The organism is Nostoc sp. S13, from assembly GCF_029379315.1.
Taxonomy (GTDB): domain Bacteria; phylum Cyanobacteriota; class Cyanobacteriia; order Cyanobacteriales; family Nostocaceae; genus Nostoc.
This window is the reverse complement of record NZ_JAQYWQ010000050.1, coordinates 5,529-21,779: the sequence shown is the minus strand read 5'-3', so window position 1 is coordinate 21,779 and position 16,251 is coordinate 5,529. Positions and strand designations below refer to the sequence as shown.

The window sequence follows — 16,251 nt, the reverse complement described above, 5'->3', positions numbered from 1 at the left end:
ATTAATCAGAGATTTATAATCATGCACTATGCTCACAAACGAGAAATTAACTCAGATAAGGTAGATGCCATAGCTTCTAAGCTGTACTTTTCTAAACATCTTTCTCTAGCCTTTCTACCTCGCTCCCTTGCTTGTTCTACATCAGCAAATATCAGTTGAATTTGTGCAGCAATTTGTTGGGGACAACTAGGATCAACTAAATAACCAGTTTCCGCTAAAATTTCGGGAATGTCTCCTACTCGTGTGGATAACACAGGTTTAGCCATTGCCATCCCATCTGTTAACTTCAGAGGAAATTGGGCACGAGCAATTACGTTATCTCGCTGGGGAACAACTACAATGTGAGCAGCTGCTACAACTTCAGGCATAATCTCTACAGGACATTTTGGCAACTTGATAATCCAGCGTCCCCATTTTTGAATCAGCTGCTGATCATAATCATCATAAGGACTGCCTCCCACAATTACCAATTTTAAATCTTGCTGATTCAACTGATCTAACGCTATTAAGACATCTTCAACTCCCTTGTGAGGTCTTGGCGCACCAGGAAACATGAGAACTCGATACTTTGCCAAACCATAACGCTCTCTGCTGACCTCTGGGTTGTATTTCTCCGGGTCAAACATGGCGGTATCTTTGCCATTAGGTAAATAAACACCTCCAAAGCGGTCTTGAAGAAACTGAGTATCGATGGTAATCCCATTGGCACGAGATACTAAACTTTCCATCCACTGGAGATAAAGTGGATGATCGGGAAATCTCAATGCACCATTTTTTTTTAAAATGTCCCTGCCAAATTGCTTAAGATTGGCGCGATACTTCCATTCAAAACCTCCATGCCAGCTAAGTTCCCAGTCATCCATATCTAAAAGCAAAGGACGACGACTAGCTAATTTATGCAGTAGACACACACCAAAACTTGTCGGTTTAGGTTTGACTGCATAAATAATGTCGCCATCTAGTTTTTGCCAAAGTTTTTTAGCTGAAGTAAAAAACTCAGGATAGTTTTTACCATCAATAGCAACTACTGGTATTCCTACTGGAGGAATCGCATATAATTCCTGACCAAATAAAAATCCGACAATCTCAACTTCATAATCGATTTTTTTTAGAACTTGAGCTAGTAAAAACGCTCGAACTGAGCCTCCTCCAGACAAGTCACTCACAACTAACGAAACTTTTCCTTTCATATATTAGTTGCTTTAGTCACTATTGGCATAAGTGCTTTTAGGTTTTTTGAACAAGTTGATCAAATGGGAAAAAATCGAGATGATTTTTCGCGATCGCGGCCCTCGGTATTTTTCATATAATACAAAACTAGGAATAATTAGCCGAGTTTGATAAATTAGCTTGAGTAAATAGCTATGATTAATCTTGATTTTTTTATTTAATAAGTACAAAGGAGGAGAAAACATTTTAATTAGCCGAGCAAAATTATCTTGCTCTTTTTCTCTAATTGCTTCTTTAAGTAAAAAATCTATGCCTACTTGGCATAAAGGGATTAAATCATAATGCTTGCTGCACACTGTCTCGTATAACAAAATGTAATAAGCTTTCATATAAGACCAGTTATTAGTTCTATTAGACTGATGTTTTGTATAATATGCTCCGATCATAGGTGTGTAGACAAAATTAACATTAGCAATTAAAAGGTCTATTGTAAAATCTCTATCTTGTAAAGCTTTTAGGCGCTCATCAAATATTTTTTTTTCTTGCACATCTCTACTCATTAATAAACATTGTTGAAGTAAGGGAAATGGAGAATCAGCTAGAAAATCAGGGATGAGTAATCGCTCAATCAATTGTTCTTTTGATAAAGAACCAACTAGATTTTTTTCTCTGTTGACAATTTGCTGTTCTCTGTCTATAAATACCCGTTCATAATCTGTATAAAAAACAGTATTTTCTTGAACATCCAAGGCACTTAAATGAGCTAATTGAAATTTAATTTTATCTTCGTGAATCCAATCATCTCCATCTAGAAACTGAATCCACTTACCTTGTGCTTGTTTAAAGCCAAAATTCCGACTTGAGGATACTCCGCCATTTTCTTTATAGAAGTAGCTGACTCTTGAATCTAGACTGATCAATTGTTGAGCAACTTCTTGTGTATTATCAGTAGAGCCATCATCTACCATAATACATTCAAGGTTAGTAAATGTTTGTGATAGTACGCTTTTAACTGAGCGTTCTAGGTAGCTAGCTTGATTAAAACAGGTAACAACGATTGAAACAAGTGGAGTCATTGATTAAGCACTCTTCTTGTTGAAAAGGTATAGTTCAAAATTCACGCCGGAGAAAAATAAGTATTGCGAAATAAACTAAGTTGGTATTTTGATTGAGATGTTAGCACGCTGCAAGTAATACTTGAGGAGTGCTGTATAGGTGCGATCTATTGATGGCAATGTATACTTTTTCTCAGGTTCAGCGTCATGTGAACCCCAGATTACTGGGAAAGGATTTGGTTCCCAGACAATGAGGTTTTTGTGTTCGTCATAGCTGTAATCAAAAGCCATAAAATCAAAACCTAATGCTTTGCGTGCCTGCTGCAAAAGATGATGATTGGGGTCTTCTCCACTGAAATAAGCAATCTCCTCTGCTATTATTGATTCATTAATTACGCGATTATCGTTGTCGCGTACTTCCCAAGATTTGGAAACCATTAAAGGGCCAGGGATACCTTCATCTCCCATAGCGTAGTAGCGATACTTACGATACAGACCATCTTCTTCCCTAACATCCAGAAATTCTACTGCAATGGGGGCAAGCATCTTTTCAAAAGGGATGTTTTCCAAGTCATCGAGATTTTGGACGAAAAAGATTTGGCAGCCATGCACCCAGTCTTCACGGATAAAGAAGGGAGTTGACAATCCTCCTTGTGTCTTTTTGAAAGCTTCTAAATCAGTAATCGGCACTGTTTTGGCGGTGCGAATGCCCTCTACGCTACCAATCCGCTGTGCTGCCAGTGATTTAATTGAATTTGAGAGGTTATCAATGGGATTAACAATGGGAATGTTGCGTTTTTTACATTCTGCTTCTATTGGCTGGGCATATTGATAAATATGCGGAAATCTTTCTTTGAGGGGATCTTGTAGCCAAGGTATAAATAGTGCATAGCGTTCCCAGTTATTTATCTCACAAGGGAGATAATGAAGTTCAAACAGATGTGCTGCCTCAGGTATATTTTGACTGATCCAATAAAGAAAGTAGTCATTGTATGTAGACTGGTGATCTGCCTGTCGCACAACAAGGATGCGTTTGGGATATCGGATGTCGTTCACGGCATCCCGAATTGCTGAAATTACCTGTTGCCGAAATTCTTTGTACATAGAAGGTTTGTGACGTTAATATAAATAGTCCTAGATGAAATTTTGATCAGATATGGGATATTCGGCGCTAAAAATCTTACTTGATTTTTATTGACAAAACTTTGTCAGTGTTATTATTCGATAAATAAGGTTTTATAGACTAGGAAATGGTTTTAATATAGGCTATCTCTTATTTTTGAAGTTTTTCAGATCAACGAGGAATCAGCCTTTAATTTGTCATCAATTATGGTAAAGGGTATATTTTTAGTTAACCATAGATATGAAGTTTCAATAAAAGCCTAGATAAAGCTAACGCCATATTGGCTAGTTCGTCTACCGAAATTTCACATATAAATGATATTTTTTGATACTAAATATCTACTCATAAGAGAGGCAAAGGAAATGCAGGTAATCCGTCTTGAGGCACTCTCAGACAACTATATATTTTTGCTGTACGATGCACAGCAACGTATTGCCGCTGTTGTCGATCCAGCGGAGGCTCAACCAGTATTAAAGCAACTGGCAGAACTAAAAGCTGAGTTGGTAGCAATTTTTAACACGCACCACCATCAAGATCATGTGGGTGGTAATAAGCAGTTAATAGGAGAATTCCCCCAAGTGATAGTTTACGGGGGAACCGAGGATCGTGGTAGAATTCCCGGACAGCAAGTGTTTTTGCAAGAAGGCGATCGCGTCCAGTTTGCAGACCGCAAAGCTGAAGTTCTCTTCGTTCCCGGACATACCCGCGCTCACATCGTTTACTACTTTCCCCCTGAAGAAGCTGGTGAGACAGGCGATTTATTTTGCGGCGATACCTTATTTTCTGGTGGTTGCGGTCGCTTGTTTGAAGGAACACCGACCCAGATGGTAGATTCTTTAAGCAAACTGCGCTCTCTACCCGATGATACACGCGTCTGGTGCGCCCACGAATACACCTTAAAAAATCTGCAATTTGCCCTAACTGTGGATGGCAACAATGCCGACTTACAAAGGCGCTTCAATGAAGTGAAGGCTTACCGTAGTCAAGGAGAAGCTACCATACCCTCACTGCTGGGAGTGGAGAAGCGCACCAATCCCTTTTTACGTTGGGATCAGCCATCATTACAATTAACTGTTAAGAGTACCGATGCAGTGCAAACCTTTGCGCGTATACGAGAAATGAGAAATAACTTTTAGGCATTGGGCATTGGGCATTGGGCATGGAGCATTGGGCATGGGGCATGGGGCATTGGGCATGGGGCATGGGGCATTGGGCATTGGGCATGGGGCATTGGAGAAAAGTCTATCTCCCTCATCTCCTCCACTCCCCACTCCCCACTCCCCACTCCCCACTCCCCCATCCCCCATTCCTTCAATTTTCTAGCGCTAATAGTTGCGATCGCACCCTTCCTTTCGCTACGATCTGTAAGCTTTAGGGTATAGGCAAAGAAGCTTGGAATACAGCAGTGACATTGTGAGCTATGCTGCCCAAACCCAAATTAATCAGATTTTACAGGAAAAACGAAAAACGATGGCGAAACGTGTGCAGTTAGTTTTAAATCAAGATATCAGCAAGCTGGGAAAATCTGGTGACTTAGTGGAAGTAGCTCCTGGCTACGCTCGTAATTATCTGATTCCCCAGAAATTGGCAACCAATGCCACTCCTGGTATTCTCAAGCAAGTAGAACGCCGTCGCGAGCAAGAGCGTCAACGGCAATTAGAACTCAGACAACAAGCTCTTGAGCAAAAAGAATCTTTAGAAAAAGTTGGCAGCTTGACAATTGCCAAGCCAGTTGGTGAAAACGAAGCAATTTTCGGTACTATTACCACTCAAGATGTTGCAGATGCAATTAAGGCAGCCACCGGTCAAGAAGTCGATCGGCGTGGGATTACCATCCCTGATATTAACCACCTTGGGACTTATCAAGCCGAAATCAAGCTGTATTCGGAAGTAGCGGCGCAAGTCGATATTCAAGTCGTCGCGAGTTAACTCAGAAGGGGACGCGGAGATGAGGGGGATGAGGGAGATAAGGGGGATAAGGGAGCAAGAGAAGTAAAGGTGAATAATAACTCATAACTCTTAACTCCTAACTCCTAACTCTTAACTCCTAACTCCTAACTCCCAACTAGCTTTCATCTCAAAACTAAAATCGTTTATGGCTGAAGAACTGAGTTTTAAAGGCGATGGCAGCGATGCCTACGGCGGTAAACTACGCCTCCCCCCACAAAATATTGAGGCGGAAGAAGCGATTTTAGGGGGTATTTTACTAGATCCAGAAGCGATTAGTCGAGTTAGCGATCGCCTCCTTCCCGAAGCTTTTTACATTAGCGCTCACAAAGATATTTATCAAGCAGCTGTGAGGCTCCACGCCCAAGGTAAAGCCACTGACTTGCTCTCAGTCACAAGTTGGCTGACTGACCATGAAATGCTAGCCCGTATTGGTGGCAGAAATAAATTAGCAACTCTGGTAGACCGCACAGTGTCAGCCGTGAACATCGACGCCTTAGCAGGGTTAGTCATGGACAAATACCTGCGGCGGCGCTTAATTAAAGCTGGCAATGAAATTGTACATCTTGGTTACGAGACAGAAACCGAATTACCAATTGTTTTAGATCAGGCAGAACAGAAAGTATTCTCAGTTACTCAAGAGCGTCCCCAATCAGGTTTAGTTCACATTTCTGATACTCTAATTAATAATTTCCAGGATATTGAGGATCGAAATCAAGGCATCGCCTTACCTGGGATTCCCTGCGGATTTTACGATTTAGATGCCATGACCAGCGGCTTTCAGCGTTCTGATTTGATTATTGTCGCTGGCAGGCCATCAATGGGAAAAACGGCCTTTTGCTTGAACCTTGCTCATAATATCGCCGCTTCTTATAAATTACCAGTTGCTATTTTTAGCTTGGAAATGTCAAAAGAGCAACTCACGCAACGATTATTAGCTAGCGAAGCCCAAATTGAAAGTAGTTATCTGCGGACTGGACGCCTCAGCCAAACACAGTGGGAACCTTTAAGCCGTGCTATTGGTATCCTTTCCGAGATGCCAATTTATATTGACGACACGGCGAATATTACAGTTACACAAATTCGTAGTCAGGCGCGGCGACTACAAGCAGAACAGGGCACTGAACTGGGTTTGATCGTAATAGATTATTTGCAATTGATGGAAGGAGGAGGCGATAATCGCGTACAAGAATTATCAAAAATTACACGTCAACTCAAAGGTTTAGCGCGTGAATTATCTGTACCAGTTATTGCTTTATCTCAGTTGAGTCGAGGGGTGGAAGCACGCACTAATAAGCGTCCGATGTTATCAGATTTGCGCGAAAGTGGAAGTATTGAACAAGACGCGGATTTAGTAATAATGTTATACCGCGATGAATATTATTCTCCCGATACACCCGATCGCGGGATTGCAGAAGTGATCATAGCTAAACACCGCAACGGGCCTACAGGTACTGCAAAACTTTTGTTCAATCCACAGTTTACAAAGTTTCAAAATTTAAAAATTTAGCCAGATTCAATACCTTCGCCAAAAATACAGGTAGTCTAGCTTTTTACGAAATAGCTCAACATAAGAGCGTGCAATACTGCGAAGATCCTGTATTGAGAATGGTCGGCGGTAAGCGAGAGTCCTTTCCTTTGTGATGCTGCGCGAACGGACACGCTAGGCGATCGCAATCCTTTTGTATTGAGAGGAAAAGAGCGAGTATCATACAGGACAGTCTCATCTACTTTTGCGAACAGTAAGGTACGCTTTATGAATCTATTCTTTAAGGCAGGTATCAAGTACGTGCTTGAGCAAACCCGGATAACCGTGGTTATACTGTGGTGTAACAATAATTAATCCATCTGCTCGTTCAATGGTTGTAGAAAACTGAGGATCTTTTAGGGATTCCCCTGCATCATTTGTAGCGATCGCCATATCTCTAATATCGAGTTCATCTATAAGCATAACTTCCGGTTGTCGAGCGATCGCTCGCGCAATACCCAACGGTTTTTGTTGACCACCGGGTAAGCTTAAGCCACTTTGTTGCAGTTTATGCCTGAAGAATGACTACGTAATTTTGTTTGTAGTTGGCGCTTTAGCGCTAAAGCGCCAACGGGGACTGGGGATTGAGAAGATGAGGGAGACCAGAGAGAAATAACGCCTAACTCCTAACTCAGCACTAGGTGATTACAGTTGGCTGTTCTCGTCCAGTGAATTTACGGATCTGAGCTATCTCTTCAGTAAGAGTGATTAAAGAAGCAAGTGCTTGCTGTGGTTCAAGGTCATGTTTGGCGGGATCTGCCTCGTAGCTTTCTAGATAAACTCTTAGGGTTGCACCTTGGGTGCCCGTCCCAGAAAGTCGCACCACAATCCGGGAGCCATCGCTAAAGCCAATGCGAACACCTTGTTGATCGCTAATGCTACCATCAACAGGGTCGGTATAACTAAAGTCATCACTGTATTCAACTTGGTAGTTAGCAAACTGCTTGCCTTTGAGGGTTGGCAATAAGGAACGCAGTCTTTCTATTAAGGTGTTGGCTGGCTCTATCTCTATCCCTTCATAGTCATGGCGGGAGTAATAATTGCGTCCATAGGTCTGCCAGTGTTCCCGTACAATTTGCTCAACAGATTGCTGCCGGATTGCCAGAATATTCAGCCAGAACAGAACAGCCCATAGCCCATCTTTTTCGCGGATATGGTTAGAGCCGGTACCAAAGCTTTCTTCACCACAGAGAGTCGCTTTACCCGCGTCTAAGAGATTGCCGAAGAATTTCCAACCAGTGGGCGTTTCATAGGAATCAATTCCAATCTGAGCGGCAACTCGATCTACTGCTTGACTAGTAGGCATTGATCGCGCTACCCCTGCCAAACCCGAACTATAACCAGGAACTAGCTTGGCGTTTGCGGCTAAAATAGCGAGGCTATCGCTAGGGGTGACAAAGAACTTACGCCCTAAGATCATATTGCGATCGCCATCTCCATCAAAAGCTGCCCCAAAGTCTGGCGCATTCTCTCCGTACGAAATATCTACCAACTCATGGGCATAAACCAGATTTGGATCAGGGTGTCCGCCGCCAAAGTCTTCTAGAGGTGTACCATTACGCACGGTTCCCACTGGTGCGCCTAAACGTTGCTCGAAAATGGCATGGGCATAGGGGCCAGCCACCGCGTGTAAGGCATCAATGCTGATCCGAAAATTTCCTCTTGTCAACAGTTGGTGAATACGTTCAAAATCAAACAGGGACTCCATTAACTCTTGATAATCCTGTACGGAGTCAATCACCTCAACTACTGTCTCTCCCAAATGTGACTCACCCAAGGTTTCTAAATCTACATCTGGTGCTTCCAGAATTTGGTAGATATCAATCACTTTACTGCGATCGTAGATCGCCTCTGTCACCTTTTCCGGCGCTGGGCCACCGTTACTAATGTTATATTTCACACCAAAGTCCCCATTTGGCCCGCCCGGATTATGACTAGCAGACAAGATGATAGCCCCAATAGCCTGGTACTTACGAATAATCGCGGAAGTCGCAGGAGTAGACAAAATCCCCCGTTGACCAACTTTAATCCGCCCAATGCCATTGGCCGCAGCCATTTTCAAAATGATTTGAATGGCTGGGCGGTTGTAATAACGACCATCACCACCCAGGACTAGGGTTTGAAAGTGCAAGTCCCCTACAGAATCGAAAATGGATTGGATAAAATTTTCCAGGTAGTGGGGCTGCTGAAAATCTTTAACTGCTTTCCGCAACCCAGAAGTACCGGGCTTTTGGTCAGAGAAAGGAGTAGTAGAGACTTTACGGATATTCATAGATAATGTTTAACAAGGAATTTTTCTCTTACAGCTTTGCATAAGTTCGTTACAAAAAAAATTGTCAGGCATTAAACTTTTGTGTATCTTCTGTACCTCTATTGGGCTAATGGTATAAAAGGGATAGTTCTAAAATGGTATTACTATATTGAGTCATAGCTCAGTTTTTTTCTCTTTTCCCAGATTTAAGTCTAGTAGTCGGCGCTGGTGCTGAATTATTTTGCAGAATTGCAATTTCCCTCTGTGCATCTTGATAACTATCTTGTTCTCCTTGCTGTTGAAATAGTTTTGCAGCTTTTTTGAAATCCGCGATCGCACCCTGTTTATTTTTCTGTTTGGTGCGAATCACACCTCGGTTATAGTAGGCTAAAGCATTGTTAGCATTAATTGCGATCGCTTGTGAATAATCTTGATTTGCAGCTTTTTTATTTCCCAGTTCGAGATAGGCGTTACCACGGTTGTTGTAAGCTGCTACATTATTAGAATCTAGTCTCAGCGCTGCGGTGTAATCTTCAATAGCGCCTTTATAATCTCCGAAAGAAAAGCGGTGAATACCTCTGTGAATATAAGCTGCAATAAATTTAGGATCAATCTGTAAAATAGTGTTGTAATCTTCAGTAGCTTCGAGCTTCTCTCCCAGATCACTGTAAACATCACCACGATTAAGATAGGCTTCTATGTATTTTGGATTGATGTTAATTGCGTCTGTGTAATCTTTAAGGGCTGCATATTTTTGTTTATTAATAAATTGAGTTAAACCTCTTTGATAATAAGCTTTGGTATCACTAGGATTAATCTTAATTACTGTATCAAAATCTTGGATTGCTGCTTGTCTAAGTTTGAGGCGACGGCGGAGAATCCCTCGCTGCAAGTAAGGTTCAGGATACTGAGGTTTGAGAGCGATCGCTTTGTTAAAATCTTCTATTGCTGCTTTATTATCCTTCAGTTGAGCAAGGGCTAAACCCCGTCCATAGTAAGCATAAGCATTCTTAGAATTTAACTTAATCGCTTGGGTATAGTCAGCGATCGCTTCTTTGTACTTCCCTAATTCCGAAAAAGCAAATCCTCGATCAAAATAGGCGTTAGCATCTTGAGGATTGAGCAAAATGGCTTGGCTAGAGTCTGCTTGTGCTTGCTCGTAGTCTCCTAATCGATAATAAGCATCACCTCGCTTATTATAAGCCAAAGCGTTTTGCGGATCTAATTTAATAACCTGATTGAAATCTTCAACTGCTCCTTCATAGTTTCCCGCATCATATTTATTTACTCCTTCTTGATATAATTTTTGTTGAGCATCACTTACGGGTTTTGGCAATTGCAAAAACCACGCTCCAACACCAAGTATGATACAGCCAGCTACCCCCGTTATAACTAGTAATAATTTTTTCTGATGCTGTTTTTGCTGATCCTGCTCAATATTTGTTAACTTTTTCAGATCGTCTAAAACTTCAGTTGCATACCGGTAGCGTTTACGATAGTCACAACGCACCATTTTATTCAGAATTTTTGCTAATTTACTATTAACTTTTAGATTTTTATGACGCCAAAGAATTTCACCTGTCAGCTGATTTTTCTGACTTCGCAAATTAGATATTTCCTTTGCTGGTAAACCTCTAAGTGCAGCGATCGCAACAATACCTAAAGCATATATATCACTGTTGTATTTCAGGTTGCCGTTAGCTTGTTCTATAGGCATATATTCCAGATTGTCAACGAGATTAGTGATGGCTTCATTAAAAATACCAAAATTAACCAAAACTAACTTTTCATCTGACTCCCGGCGAATAATATTTGCTGGTTTAATATTCCGATGAATCACGCCATAGCTATGTACAAGCACCAAAATTTCTAATATCTCTGATAAAAGACTAATTACTTGCTCTTCCCTCAGAGGTTGTCCCTGGATCATTTTCTCAGTTAAAGGATTCCCAACTATGAATTCATGGACTATATAGAATTGTTCATTTTCTTCAAAACAAGCAATTAGCTTTGGAATTTTGTCGTGTTCCTCTCCTAGTTTTTCTAAAATTGCTGCCTTACTAGCAAATAAGCGGCGTAGGATTGTTAAACTTTGAGGATTGCTACTAGGATGACATAACTGCTTTACTATAAATTGGCTGCCAGGAAAATTAATATCTTCAACTAGATACGTTTTCCCCTTTTCACCATCATTGAGAACTTTTAGTATTCGATAATGTCCATCTAGGAAATGACTATTCATCTATATAAATATAGTCTGATAAATTGTTTGATTATAGCTTACGTGTTATTACTGGTGGTGTTAAAATGTAAATATTTATTTATTAATTGGACTTAGACAAAAAACACGCAAAAAAAGCCTGATATCAATATACAGAGAGACTTTAACATTGTTTTGCTTAGTTTGTTGATATATAGCAAACCTAAATCATTCGTGAACAGCGAGATCCTCGAATTTTTAGAGAAGTCGTGGATCTAAGTCTTGCGATTTTCACAAATCAAATAGGATTGCTATATCTGGCTTTCAGGTCTTTTTGAGCATTTGGTGTATTTACCTTGCCCTGTATGGGTTTGAGGCTTGTTTCTCCCTCAAAAACGTTTAAGTTCCGTTAAGTTTAAATTTGGGATTTTGAATCTTCTCTACGAGAGGCTCCGCCAACAATTCTATTTTCCGAAATTTAAAATCTAAAATTCGGTCAGGTTTTACACTGGCACGACAAATTTCTCGCTACCAGCCAGTTCAAAGGCTGCATGAATAGCTTGCAAAGCTTTAACACCTTGCTCTTGTGCCACGACACAACTAATTTTTATTTCTGAGGTGGCAATCATTTGAATATTAATTTGTTGTTGGGCTAGTGCTTCAAACATTTTAGCCGCAACACCTGGTTGTCCTAGCATACCAGCACCGACAATACTTACTTTAGCGATCGCACTATCTAAAACAACTTCACTCCATCCAAATTCTGCTGCTACTTGGGTAAGCATTTTTTTGGCACTTTCCCCGTCTATCCGCGAGACTGTAAAGGCAATATCTCGCCTGGGAACACCATCAATCACCCGACAGCGCTGAGATTGGATAATCATGTCAACGCTGATACTATGTTGCGCTAATAGTCCAAACAACTTAGCCGCCATCCCCGGCCGATCTGGCAATTGGCGAATAGCAAGACGCGCTTGGTTCAAATCGAGGGCGACGCCGCGAACGGGGGGAGTGGGGGAGGAGTGAGGAGTAGAAACGCGATTAATCGCGTCTGTACAAGAGTTAGGAGTTAGGAGTTCTCCCTTGCTCTTTGCTTCGATTTCAAAGGCGGTACGGAGTGCGCTGACGGCCCGATCGCATTCGGCTGCATCGACTACACAACTTACTTTCACTTCGCTGGTGGAAATCATCTGGATGTTTACGCCTGCTGCTGCTAAGGTGGCGAACATTTTTGCAGCTACACCGGGACGGCCAATCATTCCCGCGCCGGCGATGCTGACTTTAGCAATGTTATGTTCTATCATTACCTCCGCTTCGTCAAATTTGGGGTTAGATTGACTCCTGAGTGCTGGAGCGATCGCTGCTGTTACTGCTTCTGCCCGTTTTAATATTGGTGTGGTGACAGTAAAGGCAATGTCATTACTGTTACCTTCATGGATTGACTGAATAATCAAATCTACGTCTAGTTTTTGCCGCGAAATTTCGCCAAATAACCTGGCTGCCACGCCTGGTTTGTCGGGTACGCGCAACAAAGCTACCTTGGCTTGATCAGTATCAAATTCTACATCATCCACTGGACGGGCAATTTCTAGATTGATCAGCGATCGCCCTTGGGGTTTGGCTGATGTTACCCAAGTACCGGGGTCATCTGTCCAGCTAGACCTAACCACGAGAGGAACACCATAGTTACGAGCAATTTCCACAGCACGGGGATGTAGCACTTTTGCTCCCAAGCTAGCTAGTTCCAACATTTCATCGCAGGTGATGGCATCCATCAACTGGGCTTCGGCAACTAAGCGGGGATCTGTAGTTAAAATCCCTGGAACGTCTGTATAAATTTCGCAAAAATTTGCACGTAATGCGGCTGCGATCGCCACTGCTGATGTGTCGGAACCACCACGACCCAAAGTCGTAATTTCCATCTCTCCAGTGCTAGATGTACCTTGGAAGCCAGCTACTACAACTACTTTTCCTTCATTGATGTGACGAGTTAGGCGAGTAGTTTCAATATGCAAAATCCGAGCGCGGCTGTGTTCGGCTTCGGTAACAATTCCTACCTGAGCGCCAGTCATCGAGATTGCTGGTTGTCCGAGTTCCTGCAATGCCATAGTAAGTAAGGCGATGGTTACTTGTTCGCCAGTGGAAAGCAGCATATCCATTTCCCGGCGGTTAGGATTTGGAGAAATTTCGTTAGCTAGTTTGACGAGTCCATCGGTGGTTTTGCCCATTGCCGAAACCACTACGACCAGAGAGTTTCCAGCTTTAACTGTTTTATAAACACGTTGTGCAACAGCTTGAATACGTTCGACTGAACCGACAGATGTACCACCGTATTTCTGAACTATGAGCGCCATAACTTTTTTTTAATCAATTGTGCCTGTTTTGCTCAATGCCCCCGCCGGGCCAGGAAGCTTTGAAGGCTTATCAGTTATATAGTTTACTAAATATCGTGTAGCATACCAATCATAATTGATTATTCATAGGACTTACGCAGAATAGATCCCCCCTTTTTAAGGGGGGTTAGGGGGGATCGAGGTTTCAGGTTTTCACTGCGTAAGTTCTAATTCAAAAACTACATCTTCGTAAAGTGCTGCCATTGTTTCCTCAAAATCCACGCTGTTGAGTCGAAAAGATTTATGTTCTGCTGTGTAAGTTTGTAAAACCCACAGCCCTTGCTCATTGCGTCGAAAACACTCGACTCGCTGACGTTTTGTATTAATTAAAACATACTCTTGCAGACTTTCCAGTATTTGATAATCGGCAAATTTATCGCCTCGGTCAAAGGCTTCAGTAGAATTAGATAAAACTTCGACAATTAAACAGGGAAATCTTTTATAAGCTGGCGTTTCTTGATCTCGTTGGTCGCAAGTAACCATCACATCGGGATAATAAAAGCGATTCAGAGATTCAATTCGGGCTTTCATGTCAGCGATGTAAACACGGCAACCAGAGCCGCGCACATGATTACGGAGGAGAGCAAACAGGTTTCCAGCAATGGTAACGTGTGGGTCAAGTGCTCCAGCCATTGCGTAGATGTAGCCGTCTATATATTCATGCTTGATATCTCTCTGTTCCTCCATTTGGAGGTATTCTTCAACGGTGACGTAGTTTTGTTGGGGCGAGGCTATCATAGTTGAAACTTCAAGGTTTGAGTAATACTGATTTTTAGGGTAGCGTTTGCTGTTAGTGCTTCATTAGGAACTAACAGAGCAGTTAAAAATTAGGTGATAAACCTGCTTGTTTGCAAATTTAATTAGCAGTAATACGATCAATGCTACGATGCCGTTTTACAGGAAGAGTTTTTAAATCATTAGTATAAATAGAATGATTTCCTCCTTCCCTTAATAAATAAAAGCCATTTTGTTCTAAGTATTTAATTAGCTCTTTTCGTTTGACGGACACACTCAAACCTCTATAGGAATTTCTTCCAGCAAAGAACCACCTGTAGGGATTTCTTTATTTTGTTGACGATAGGCAAGAATCATTTCTTTTGTTGCGTCTTGCAACATAGCTCTACATTCTTCTATGGTTTCTCCTTCTGTGATGACTTCTTGCCATTCAATGAGTTGTCCCATATATCCGCTATTAGTTTTTGTATATTTTGCAGTGTATGTAATTAACATTTCTCTGTTTGTGAATATGATTATATGATTTATCGTAGCTAATTTTTTGTTGTGGGGACAATTGCTCTTATCATTCACAACTTTATAACAGCGTAGGCGTAGCCCGTCGTAGGCGTAGCCCGTCGTAGACATCGCCTGTAGATTTACACTTATTTTCTAGAGTCTACGCCTTGACAACACCATCATTCAACTGAGCTAAACCATCAGAGTCATCAATTTTTTAATGTAAGATTAAACTGGTAGCACAACGCGAGATTTCATGGCGATAAGATTTATTCTGAGCGACTATGTTGACCGAGCGATCGCCCAGGCAATTTATGACAAATTAGAAGATGGTACATTTACAGGTAGAATTCCTGTTTGCAAAGGAGTGATAGCTTTTGCATCGACTTTGCGCGAGTGTGAGGATGAATTACGCTCAACACTGGAAGACTGGATTTTGCTTGGGTTAAAGCTGGGACATTCTCTACCAGTAATTGATAATATTGATCTCAACAAGCAGCCGACCCTTGAGCCGATGGATACCCTGTAAGCGTCGGGATTTTGTGAATAAATTACGATGGCTTGGCTTTGATGGCCCTTTTTCTGGAACAAGACATCAGTTTATGGTTTACAGCCAACATCGTCTAACTATTCCCTCTAATGATGAGTATTCTGTACCGCAATTGCGGATGATGATTGGGGAAGTTGAGGTGATTATAGAGCGGGAAATTACGCTAGATGAATGGAATAGCTTTTAAGATTTGCCGAGAAGCGATCGCTTTTAATGTAGTGTAATGAGTTTTAGGGTAGCGATGTCTAGGACGAGCTACGCTTACGCTTTTACAATACCATGATTCAACTTCAGAACACGAAACTACTAGCTCGGAACTAAAACGTTCTTGTTTGGAACAGAAACATTCTCGTTTAGAACACAAACATTCTCGTTTGGAACAGGAACATTCTCGTTTGGAACAGGAACATTCTCGTTCGGAACACAAAGCACCGAGTTCAGAACATGAAAGGCCGAGTTCAGAACACGAAAGACCGAGTTTAAGTAATCGCTCCTTCAAGTTTTATCATGGTATTCTTTGCACAAAACCTATAAATTCGTAGCTCCATGTAGTCTATTCTTGATTTGGGGGAAAGCGATCGCGCAAATATGCTAAATTTTCACGCACAGTAACAGTATTAGGATGATTTGCGCCTAACCGTTGCTCACAAATATCTAAAGCTTGGATGTAAAGGGGTTCGGCTTCGCTGTATCTGCCTTGGGAGTTGTAGAGTAATGCGAGGTTGTTGAGGCTAGTGGCGACAGAGGGATGTTCTTCTCCCAGCAGCTTGCGGCTGAGTGCTAAAGCTTGGATGTAAAGGG

The 16,251-nt window shown here is 41.7% G+C and carries 17 protein-coding genes and 1 pseudogene; 5 read left to right on the top strand and 13 right to left on the bottom strand.

Annotated elements, in window-relative coordinates:
• Positions 1 to 32: 32 nt before the first annotated feature.
• The 3 genes from PUQ00_RS16780 to PUQ00_RS16770 form a co-directional block, all read right to left on the bottom strand.
• Positions 33 to 1,190 (bottom strand): glycosyltransferase family 4 protein, encoded by a 1,158-nt coding sequence (locus tag PUQ00_RS16780; RefSeq protein WP_300418721.1) that lies wholly within the window; start codon positions 1,188 to 1,190, stop codon positions 33 to 35.
• A 12-nt stretch (positions 1,191 to 1,202) separates the two neighbouring features.
• Positions 1,203 to 2,246 (bottom strand): glycosyltransferase family 2 protein, encoded by a 1,044-nt coding sequence (locus tag PUQ00_RS16775; RefSeq protein WP_300418719.1) that lies wholly within the window; start codon positions 2,244 to 2,246, stop codon positions 1,203 to 1,205.
• A 75-nt stretch (positions 2,247 to 2,321) separates the two neighbouring features.
• Complete coding sequence (locus PUQ00_RS16770; protein WP_300418717.1) at positions 2,322 to 3,329, bottom strand: hypothetical protein; 1,008 nt, start codon at positions 3,327 to 3,329, stop codon at positions 2,322 to 2,324.
• A gap of 381 nt (positions 3,330 to 3,710) precedes the next feature.
• On the opposite strand from PUQ00_RS16770, the gene gloB reads away from it, so the two are divergent.
• Positions 3,711 to 4,484, top strand: a complete 774-nt coding sequence (gene gloB / locus PUQ00_RS16765) for a hydroxyacylglutathione hydrolase (RefSeq protein WP_300418715.1) — start codon at positions 3,711 to 3,713, stop codon at positions 4,482 to 4,484.
• Here gloB and PUQ00_RS16760 read toward each other — a convergent pair.
• The gene (locus PUQ00_RS16760; RefSeq protein WP_300418714.1) at positions 4,481 to 4,648 is read right to left on the bottom strand and encodes a histidine kinase; all 168 of its coding nucleotides are present in this window, start codon (positions 4,646 to 4,648) and stop codon (positions 4,481 to 4,483) included. The genes gloB and PUQ00_RS16760 overlap by 4 nt on opposite strands.
• Before the next feature lie 170 nt (positions 4,649 to 4,818).
• Between PUQ00_RS16760 and rplI the strand changes: the two genes are divergently transcribed.
• Both rplI and dnaB read left to right on the top strand, forming a co-directional pair.
• Complete coding sequence (gene rplI, locus PUQ00_RS16755) at positions 4,819 to 5,277, top strand: 50S ribosomal protein L9 (RefSeq protein ID WP_300418758.1); 459 nt, start codon at positions 4,819 to 4,821, stop codon at positions 5,275 to 5,277.
• A 166-nt stretch (positions 5,278 to 5,443) separates the two neighbouring features.
• Positions 5,444 to 6,805: a replicative DNA helicase gene (gene dnaB, locus PUQ00_RS16750; protein WP_300418713.1), complete on the top strand. Its 1,362-nt coding sequence runs from the start codon at positions 5,444 to 5,446 to the stop codon at positions 6,803 to 6,805.
• Between the two features lie 252 nt (positions 6,806 to 7,057).
• Here dnaB and PUQ00_RS16745 read toward each other — a convergent pair whose 3' ends face one another.
• The 8 genes and pseudogenes from PUQ00_RS16745 to PUQ00_RS16710 all read right to left on the bottom strand — a co-directional run bounded on the left by PUQ00_RS16745 (position 7,058) and on the right by PUQ00_RS16710 (position 14,897).
• The gene (locus PUQ00_RS16745) at positions 7,058 to 7,216 is read right to left on the bottom strand and encodes an NAD(P)H-dependent oxidoreductase (RefSeq protein ID WP_300418756.1); all 159 of its coding nucleotides are present in this window, start codon (positions 7,214 to 7,216) and stop codon (positions 7,058 to 7,060) included.
• A 15-nt stretch (positions 7,217 to 7,231) separates the two neighbouring features.
• Positions 7,232 to 7,339: pseudogene (locus tag PUQ00_RS16740) on the bottom strand (ATP-binding cassette domain-containing protein); the annotation flags it as partial.
• Positions 7,340 to 7,460: 121 nt separating this feature from the next.
• The gene (locus PUQ00_RS16735; RefSeq protein ID WP_300418712.1) at positions 7,461 to 9,095 is read right to left on the bottom strand and encodes an alpha-D-glucose phosphate-specific phosphoglucomutase; all 1,635 of its coding nucleotides are present in this window, start codon (positions 9,093 to 9,095) and stop codon (positions 7,461 to 7,463) included.
• 160 nt (positions 9,096 to 9,255) lie between these two features.
• Positions 9,256 to 11,316: a serine/threonine-protein kinase gene (locus tag PUQ00_RS16730; RefSeq protein WP_300418710.1), complete on the bottom strand. Its 2,061-nt coding sequence runs from the start codon at positions 11,314 to 11,316 to the stop codon at positions 9,256 to 9,258.
• 461 nt (positions 11,317 to 11,777) lie between these two features.
• Positions 11,778 to 13,628 carry an aspartate kinase gene (locus PUQ00_RS16725; RefSeq protein WP_300418708.1) on the bottom strand — a complete coding sequence of 617 codons (1,851 nt, stop codon included), beginning with the start codon at positions 13,626 to 13,628 and terminating at the stop codon, positions 11,778 to 11,780.
• Positions 13,629 to 13,820: 192 nt separating this feature from the next.
• A complete protein-coding gene (locus PUQ00_RS16720; RefSeq protein WP_300418706.1) occupies positions 13,821 to 14,405 on the bottom strand; it encodes a Uma2 family endonuclease in 585 nt (194 codons plus the stop codon).
• A gap of 118 nt (positions 14,406 to 14,523) precedes the next feature.
• Positions 14,524 to 14,676, bottom strand: a complete 153-nt coding sequence (locus tag PUQ00_RS16715) for a type II toxin-antitoxin system HicA family toxin (RefSeq protein WP_300418704.1) — start codon at positions 14,674 to 14,676, stop codon at positions 14,524 to 14,526.
• 2 nt (positions 14,677 to 14,678) lie between these two features.
• A complete protein-coding gene (locus PUQ00_RS16710; protein WP_300418702.1) occupies positions 14,679 to 14,897 on the bottom strand; it encodes a type II toxin-antitoxin system HicB family antitoxin in 219 nt (72 codons plus the stop codon).
• Positions 14,898 to 15,156: 259 nt separating this feature from the next.
• Here PUQ00_RS16710 and PUQ00_RS16705 point away from each other — a divergent pair, with 259 nt between their 5' ends.
• Both PUQ00_RS16705 and PUQ00_RS16700 read left to right on the top strand, forming a co-directional pair.
• Positions 15,157 to 15,429, top strand: a complete 273-nt coding sequence (locus PUQ00_RS16705; protein ID WP_300418700.1) for a type II toxin-antitoxin system HicB family antitoxin — start codon at positions 15,157 to 15,159, stop codon at positions 15,427 to 15,429.
• 13 nt (positions 15,430 to 15,442) lie between these two features.
• Positions 15,443 to 15,637 carry a hypothetical protein gene (locus PUQ00_RS16700; RefSeq protein ID WP_300418698.1) on the top strand — a complete coding sequence of 65 codons (195 nt, stop codon included), beginning with the start codon at positions 15,443 to 15,445 and terminating at the stop codon, positions 15,635 to 15,637.
• Positions 15,638 to 16,003: 366 nt separating this feature from the next.
• Here PUQ00_RS16700 and PUQ00_RS16695 read toward each other — a convergent pair.
• Positions 16,004 to 16,251: tetratricopeptide repeat protein (locus tag PUQ00_RS16695; RefSeq protein ID WP_300418696.1), on the bottom strand; the 248-nt coding region annotated here is incomplete at its 5' end.

What these genes read in the sequence shown, in the direction of transcription:
- PUQ00_RS16725 (WP_300418708.1), bottom strand. Translation starts at nt 13,628, where the DNA reads ATGGCGCTCATAGTTCAGAAATACGGTGGTACATCTGTCGGTTCAGTC.
- PUQ00_RS16735 (WP_300418712.1), bottom strand. Translation starts at nt 9,095, where the DNA reads ATGAATATCCGTAAAGTCTCTACTACTCCTTTCTCTGACCAAAAGCCC.
- PUQ00_RS16775 (WP_300418719.1), bottom strand. Translation starts at nt 2,246, where the DNA reads ATGACTCCACTTGTTTCAATCGTTGTTACCTGTTTTAATCAAGCTAGC.
- PUQ00_RS16710 (WP_300418702.1), bottom strand. Translation starts at nt 14,897, where the DNA reads ATGTTAATTACATACACTGCAAAATATACAAAAACTAATAGCGGATAT.
- PUQ00_RS16760 (WP_300418714.1), bottom strand. Translation starts at nt 4,648, where the DNA reads ATGGGGGAGTGGGGAGTGGGGAGTGGGGAGTGGGGAGTGGAGGAGATG.
- rplI (WP_300418758.1), top strand. Translation starts at nt 4,819, where the DNA reads ATGGCGAAACGTGTGCAGTTAGTTTTAAATCAAGATATCAGCAAGCTG.
- PUQ00_RS16745 (WP_300418756.1), bottom strand. Translation starts at nt 7,216, where the DNA reads ATGGCGATCGCTACAAATGATGCAGGGGAATCCCTAAAAGATCCTCAG.
- PUQ00_RS16770 (WP_300418717.1), bottom strand. Translation starts at nt 3,329, where the DNA reads ATGTACAAAGAATTTCGGCAACAGGTAATTTCAGCAATTCGGGATGCC.
- PUQ00_RS16780 (WP_300418721.1), bottom strand. Translation starts at nt 1,190, where the DNA reads ATGAAAGGAAAAGTTTCGTTAGTTGTGAGTGACTTGTCTGGAGGAGGC.
- dnaB (WP_300418713.1), top strand. Translation starts at nt 5,444, where the DNA reads ATGGCTGAAGAACTGAGTTTTAAAGGCGATGGCAGCGATGCCTACGGC.
- PUQ00_RS16730 (WP_300418710.1), bottom strand. Translation starts at nt 11,316, where the DNA reads ATGAATAGTCATTTCCTAGATGGACATTATCGAATACTAAAAGTTCTC.
- PUQ00_RS16720 (WP_300418706.1), bottom strand. Translation starts at nt 14,405, where the DNA reads ATGATAGCCTCGCCCCAACAAAACTACGTCACCGTTGAAGAATACCTC.
- gloB (WP_300418715.1), top strand. Translation starts at nt 3,711, where the DNA reads ATGCAGGTAATCCGTCTTGAGGCACTCTCAGACAACTATATATTTTTG.
- PUQ00_RS16705 (WP_300418700.1), top strand. Translation starts at nt 15,157, where the DNA reads ATGGCGATAAGATTTATTCTGAGCGACTATGTTGACCGAGCGATCGCC.